Here is a 6,720-nt window from a genome sequence, read left to right as displayed (position 1 = left end):
TTGCTTGACAATACTTGCTCAAAAAAATTTATAAACTCTTACTATTTGAATTGCCGAAAACTGAAACTAGAATAACCCATAATGATACCACAAAATATTTATGCAAGAGTTCTAATAATCAACAGATAATTCAAGCCATCCACTCCACCCAATCGGGCGCTTTAGCTATCAGTTAACCAAACTTCTCCGGTTCAATATCTTCAAACTTCAAGATCACGCCCCACCGCTCATCAATCGTTAGAGTACTGAGTAATCCTTTGGCCGTATCAATCCCGTGTTCCACTCGCTCACTCAATTGCTAAATGAGCATAATATTTGACCCGTTCCCACCAAGAATCACTGAGTTCTGCCTCTGTGTTCATACCCCCCGATCGCTTTCAGGTTCCTAATTTTCCCATGCCCTGGAAGGAAGATCGAGCTATTGCGAAGGCGAACCTACTTTCTCTTGGAACAGAACCCGGCTAAAACAAGCTTCAGTTCAAAGAAGAAAGTTTCTGACTTTTGTGGCTAAAATCTCCCAAACCTGACTGCAACCCTTTGAGTTGATGGACTGAAGTATTGGCCAGTAGTCTTCGAGAGGAGCGGTTTTGTAAGCGTTCGCACCGAGAGCCAGTCGTAAATCCGTTCCAAAACAGTTTGTCAGAGTGTAGGTTTCGACGCTTGCTTGGCGTATTCTTCTATCAGGGAAGCATAGTCTTCTTCTTTGGGCAGAGTTTCGAAGCTATGAACCGCAGAGGTCATGGCCCATAACAACTTTTCCCTTGTCCAAGTTTCGATGAAAGGCGTGAACCATGAGGCATCGTCTAGCATCGTCGCACGAAGGTTAACGAACTCGTCTATTCCTTCCGGGCGAGTAAACATCCAACTCATACAATGCGGGCAGAAGTAATGGCGGGTCGCGCCATGCAAACCGCCGATAGTCGGCTGACCTTTTAGTATTGAGAACCCAACGCTTGGAATCGCAACGCTTAAAGAAAAAGCGCTTGCAGTCATTCGCTGGCAACCTGTGCAGTGGCAAGCCATCGTCAGCAGAGGCGGGGCACTTACCTGAAGCCGTATCTGTCCACAACGACATCCGCCTGACCAAGGCAAATTCCAATCGTTCATGATCTGCCGCCTCCGTTCTCTATTCATCTTCATTCTTAACTAACAATAATATTTTATGAATTATCTGCAAATACAAAAAAGGGAAGAGAAAGCAATATAGTGTTATTGCAAACCGTGCCCAAAATTGGGGAGTATTTTGCAGCAAACCGAGGGGCGATTTTTTGCTGCTTGTTAGGCAACCCCACAGGCAGAAAACAACGCTTGACCAAAGAATTCGCAATTTTTATTAGGGCGGAAAAGCGAATTAAATTAATTGATTAATTGCCTAAAAGTGGGTACAAGCTCCCACCACACCGTAGGTTAGTGGTCAAAAAGACAGTGGTGAGTACAGAGCTAACACTGATTTAATAGGCGAAAAAGCGAATTCACAATTGCGAATTGGGTTGACGGTGCTGTTCTTCTGGAACCCCGATCAGGTGTAATTGGGTGATCGCCTACACAACAAAGCCTCAAGTTGTACCTTTACTTGGTTTAAAAACCCGCATAGGCGATCGCTTTTATGTAACCGATAAGCGATTTGATAGGTTTTTCCAAGTGAGCGCATTGTGGGAGAATAGGATGCTAGATATCGATAGCTCTTGTGGGTAAGCATCCTGCCTGCCTAGTATATGCAATTTAAATGTGGAACACCTTAGTTAGTGTTGTTATTTCTAAATTACAATTTTTAGCAGGGGTCAAGGGATTTAGTAATTTTGTCTATCTTTGCTCAACGTTCAGTATTCATCCGCCATTTTCTAAAACTTGCATCTGTAAATGTTCTTTCAAATCTAATGGTTCCGTTAGCAGGACTAATAGATGTAATGTTTTTAGGGCATTTAACGGAGATTCGTCATTTAGCAGGTGTGGCACTAGCAACAATTTTATTCAATTATATTTATTGGACATTTGGTTTTTTACGCATGGGTACAACTGGAATGGTTGCACAGGCGATCGGGCGTAAAGATAACCAATCGGCAGTATTGATTGGTTTACAGCATGGAATTTTAGCACTGATATTAGGACTCGCCATCCTGATATTTCAACAACCTTTGCAAATATTAGGGTTTGCAATTCTAAGTGCTACACCAGAAGTTAAAAGTTCTGGAGTCGATTTCTATAATGCTTTAGTGTGGGGTGCCTCAGCAACATTGATTAACTTTGTCTTGATTGGTTGGTTTCTTGGACAAGCACAAAGTAGTAAAGTGTTGTTGCTTTCAGCTATTAGCAATTGTGCAAATGTACTACTAGATTATCTATTTATTGTTCAGTGGGGATGGTCAAGTAGAGGAGCTGGGTTAGCGACAGCCACTAGTCAGTATCTCATGCTGGTGGTAGGTATTTTGCTATATTGTCAAACAATTTCATTTAAACAAATACAACGTTTAATTGGGGAAGTATTTGACCTGTCTGCTTTAAAATCAGCTTTAATGCTGAATGGAGAAATTATTATTCGGACTTTTGCTTTAATTTCGACAATGGTGATGTTTAGCAACCTTAGTTCTATGTTAGGAACTGAAATTCTGGCGGCAAATACCATCCTGATGCAAGTGGTCAGCTTGGCAGCATATTTCATTGATGGCTTGGCATTCGCTACTGAGAGCTTGGCTGGAATTTTTCAAGGTAGCGGAAATATTACTTCTTTAAAACAACTGTTGCAAACTTCTGTAGTCAGTAGCTTGGTTATCGGATTGATGTTTTCTACTGCATTTATTTTTGCCTCAGAATCACTGTTAAGATTGCTGACTAATCATACTGAAATTATCAATAATTTACGCACTTATATTCCTTGGTTATTACCAGTTTTAGGTTTTGGCTCAGTCGCTTATGCACTAGACGGTTATTTTCTAGGGTTGACTCAAGGTCATACACTTCGTCAAGCTATGCTGAAAGCCACTGTAATTGGTTTTATTCCATCAGCAATTACAACTTGGTATTTCCATAATAGTCATTTACTATGGCTATCAATGTCTTTATTTATGGCAACAAGAACAATAACTTTGGCATTGTGCGTACCAAAATCATTTTGTAAAAGACAGTGAGGGCAGGACGTTAGAGATAGGGTTTTAGAGGTAGTATTTAAGACGATAAAATGCGAGTATGTCACATACTACAACATCTTCTTAATTCTCTACACCTTTTCATCCAGGAATACCAGGGATTAACGTTTATAACGTGAGTCACGGAAGTAGCTTTTTATAAGGAATTAAGCCGGCAAAAGTATAAGTTACCTGCTCTGCCAATGGCTTATTCCTATTCATCAGCCAGATTAATAACTTATTTATCAATGAGAATTTCCTAAAAGACTTTATCTGTAAACCAGCGTTGAGGTCTGGCTCAAAGTACAGCTGATAAAGGCGCTGCCAATTTTCAGATGCTAATTCTGGACTAGTACTCATATTAATCGCTTGCGTCACGTGTAAGCCGCTGAGAATAGCATTTGCAATTCCTTCACCAGTCAAAGGATCTGTCAGATTTGCAGCATCACCAATTTTGAAAACCTTACCATCGCTGACTGTGTTAGCTCGTTTTGCGGTGGCTAAGGGATAAGCTTTAGGTTTTTGCTGACTAACTACTAGGCTTAAGAGTTCTTTTGTCGCTTGATTACGCTGCACAAATTCATTGAAAAGCCGAATAATGTTTATGTTGTTCTTTTGATATTCATTTATCCACACTCCCACACCAACATTAAGCTTGACTAATTCTGAGTCTACCGCTACGGGGAATATCCAACCATATCCATTAACCCCAAGAGTTTTATCAAAGTAAATTTGAGCTTTTGAGAGATAGGTTTTTGGAAAATCTGCGACTTTTATATTCCAGTAAGCTCTAATTGCGATCGCATTGGCTTCTCCTGCATATACACCGCGTGCATCAATTATGTAATCAAAATCATGATAAAGTTCTTGGTGATAGCGTTCAATATCGCCAACCCTCTGCGTTCTTTGTACACACCCTGCATTAATTGCTTTTTCATAAAGAAGATTGTCGAATACAAATCTAGGTATGCAATAGCCTTTAAGCTCAGTGGGGCACAGATGGCTAATGTCGTTTGAAACTCCGAGCAGAAACCCATCGATTTGAGCGTACTCAGAGGCTAAACGTTTGATGTCCTGTGGATATATCCCCATTGTGGATAATGCTTGAACCGATCCAAGGCTGACTCCATCACCACAAGTCTTATCTCTGGGAAAACAGTCTTTATCTATAAGCATGACTTGATGTCCGCTTTTAGCCAAGTGATAACCTGCGGAACACCCTGCTGGCCCTGCCCCAAGGACTACAATTTTAGACATGATTAAATCATCCTTATTAGAATTTGTCTTTATCCATGAACATAGTTTAAAAGGATGCCAACAATTTTACAAACTGATGAATTGCTTTCTGATTTTTTAGACAAGTAATAGATAACAGACTTGTATTGGACTTTCAGATGATGGATACGCTTGCTTCTTTATAACTAATATCTAGTTAGTTATATTTTTTGGTACATCAGACTACTTGTACTAAGATTTTTCGATACCGAATCCGAGCCATAATCATAATATTCCACAGAAAAAAGAGTGATGAACCGCCACACGAACGGAGAATTTTCTTTGCCGTTTTTTTAATATTTTTCTGTTCGTTAACTTTTTCATCAGCCAGATAAACACCTAATAAAGCTCGATTAATCATTCGATGAAAGTGCTTATGTGGTAAACGAGAAACAGCTTGATCAGCCTGTTTAAGAAAATAAGCAAACCGTTCACTTATTTCTTGCCCATTATTATAGTAAGCACAGAAGTTTAAATCCCCACCTATGCGGTCTTCTTCTTGGTCGATAAAATAATCAAGTAGGATATGAAGCCCCTGAACCCAAGGAAAGTAGCTGGTTTTAACTTTTGTAGCTAATTCCTCGGAGCAATCTGGATCGCTTGCATAAGCCACAAGGCAAAAAATTCCTAATGTTGAGCCAGTAGAAGCTGAAAATTCATACCACTTCATTTGAGGAATTTGGTTACGATGTCTTTCAAACCATGCTTCTAAGCGAGGAACCCGCTCGTTAACTTGAACGTGTTTATGAACTTGTAAATCACAATAATAATCAGCCAGATGATATAAACTAGGGGCAATTACGTGATATGACGGTAGCTCCCTTAATACATTTTGACAAGTTTTTACTAATTCCATCAGATAGCCGCCATCGTCTTGCTCTTGACGAAATTGGTAGTAATTAATGCATTTAGCGCTAGGTGTCAAAGCATCTAAACAAGCTTGATGGAGAGTACGAAAATCTTTCGGATCTAAGGAAGTACTGCGATCGCATAGGTTATCTAAATAATCGCTAATTGTTTGATAAGCAACAATAAAGCAGATTATTTGCTCAATTTCTTGTTTGGCAAGTAATCCATAGATAGAACCACCTTCACAGTGAAAAGCTTTAGTTTCTATACTTAGTAAAGCCTGCTTACGTAATTCAGGATTAGGAATTAGTTCAGCTTTTTTCTTCCAGAATTTTAAATATTTATGAACTCGTGGGATAACATCATAATAGATTCTCAGCATCAGCATTGCAGAACTGGATGGAACTTGCAATAACAAAGTTTTTGGAAGGAAATCTTTGATATTTTTATTATGATTATGAGCCTGATTTACAAACATCAGTATTCTTTATCAAAATTAATCATTAACTGTTTTTTACAGTAAACTTTAAAACATTAAAATTTACCTATCCTTTGAAACAGGTTGGATTAAAATAGTATGTATAATTAGACATACTTAATAAGTTAAGAATAGTAATTTGTGGGAAAATTGGCTTGCTCAAGGCTAATGATTTCCCTAAAACTGATAAAAATCGAAAAGAGTAATTGTCTCTATCCCCCTAAGTTAGAGGGGTGAGACAGATAAGGACGAGCGGTTATTCTGATTTTTATTGGCGTTGTGATTTCATGTTCTTGTAAATATCTCCACCCATGCCATTACTGTTATTGCTATCGGTTATGGGTTTGCGCTGGCAATCTGTTGCCAGTAATCTGCTTCTAGTCGTCATTGTTTGGACGTACTGTACATGACCTACACCGCAATTAACCAATCGCACACCACAGACCTACACTCGTCTGCAAACTTAACCCAAACCTGCCACTGCCCCAGGTATGCGTTCCAGTAAGGCTCACCATCAGCAACGCCGATAGCTTTGCCTATTGTGGAGACTAGCTGTTGGTAGAACTGACCAGCGCTGTCGAGTCCAAGGCGCATTTTCAGGTTCAGCCCCTTCCATCCTTGGGTAACAGGACTTTCCACGGGCGTGAGTGTTTGAGGAATATCCTGGAGAGTGGTGTCAATGACTGGTGTAGTTGTACTTATATTATTCGTGACTGACACCGATTCCCTTGAAAACGCTTCATCTCGATTTAACCACTGCCCAAAAATTGAATTGCGCTGATCATCAGGGGCAACAAACCGATAAACGCACTCCCGGTTTTCACGCTTACCTAACCGACCAACATAATCCAACTTCAAATCAATCTTGGCAAGTAACTTCTGAGCGATCGCAATCGGTGTGTGTTTTTCAGAAATCGTTACATTCAAGTAATTCTTGATAACGTGCCGATGCGTTACAGCCAGTGCCTTAAACTGCATCATCTTCTCGTCACTTCC

Annotated in this window: 5 protein-coding genes; 1 reads left to right on the top strand and 4 read right to left on the bottom strand. The window is 39.8% G+C overall.

Annotation, left to right across the window (positions count from 1 at the left end):
• Positions 1-639: 639 nt before the first annotated feature.
• Positions 640-1,107, bottom strand: coding sequence for a GFA family protein (locus tag H6G97_RS42380; RefSeq protein WP_190946546.1), 468 nt, complete (start codon positions 1,105-1,107; stop codon positions 640-642).
• A gap of 692 nt (positions 1,108-1,799) precedes the next feature.
• Between H6G97_RS42380 and gntT the strand changes: the two genes are divergently transcribed.
• A complete protein-coding gene (gene gntT / locus H6G97_RS42375; RefSeq protein ID WP_242055971.1) occupies positions 1,800-3,125 on the top strand; it encodes a guanitoxin biosynthesis MATE family efflux transporter GntT in 1,326 nt (441 codons plus the stop codon).
• Between the two features lie 138 nt (positions 3,126-3,263).
• On the opposite strand, the gene H6G97_RS42370 is transcribed toward gntT, so the two are convergent.
• The 3 genes from H6G97_RS42370 to H6G97_RS42360 all read right to left on the bottom strand — a co-directional run.
• Positions 3,264-4,379 (bottom strand): FAD-dependent oxidoreductase, encoded by a 1,116-nt coding sequence (locus tag H6G97_RS42370; protein WP_190946545.1) that lies wholly within the window; start codon positions 4,377-4,379, stop codon positions 3,264-3,266.
• 196 nt (positions 4,380-4,575) lie between these two features.
• Positions 4,576-5,724: a tetraprenyl-beta-curcumene synthase family protein gene (locus tag H6G97_RS42365; protein ID WP_199350062.1), complete on the bottom strand. Its 1,149-nt coding sequence runs from the start codon at positions 5,722-5,724 to the stop codon at positions 4,576-4,578.
• A 411-nt stretch (positions 5,725-6,135) separates the two neighbouring features.
• A partial coding sequence (locus H6G97_RS42360) for a hypothetical protein (RefSeq protein WP_206759162.1) occupies positions 6,136-6,720 on the bottom strand: 585 nt, incomplete at its 5' end.

Origin of the sequence: Nostoc flagelliforme FACHB-838 (genome assembly GCF_014698065.1) — a bacterium.
Lineage (GTDB): Bacteria > Cyanobacteriota > Cyanobacteriia > Cyanobacteriales > Nostocaceae > Nostoc > Nostoc flagelliforme_B.
The sequence above is the reverse complement of the archived record's forward strand: the minus strand, read 5'-3'. Positions and strand labels throughout refer to the sequence as shown.

Coding starts and splice junctions, on each gene's coding strand:
- H6G97_RS42380 (WP_190946546.1), bottom strand. CDS start 1,107: ATGAACGATTGGAATTTGCCTTGGTCAGGCGGATGTCGTTGTGGACAG.
- H6G97_RS42370 (WP_190946545.1), bottom strand. CDS start 4,379: ATGTCTAAAATTGTAGTCCTTGGGGCAGGGCCAGCAGGGTGTTCCGCA.
- H6G97_RS42365 (WP_199350062.1), bottom strand. CDS start 5,724: ATGTTTGTAAATCAGGCTCATAATCATAATAAAAATATCAAAGATTTC.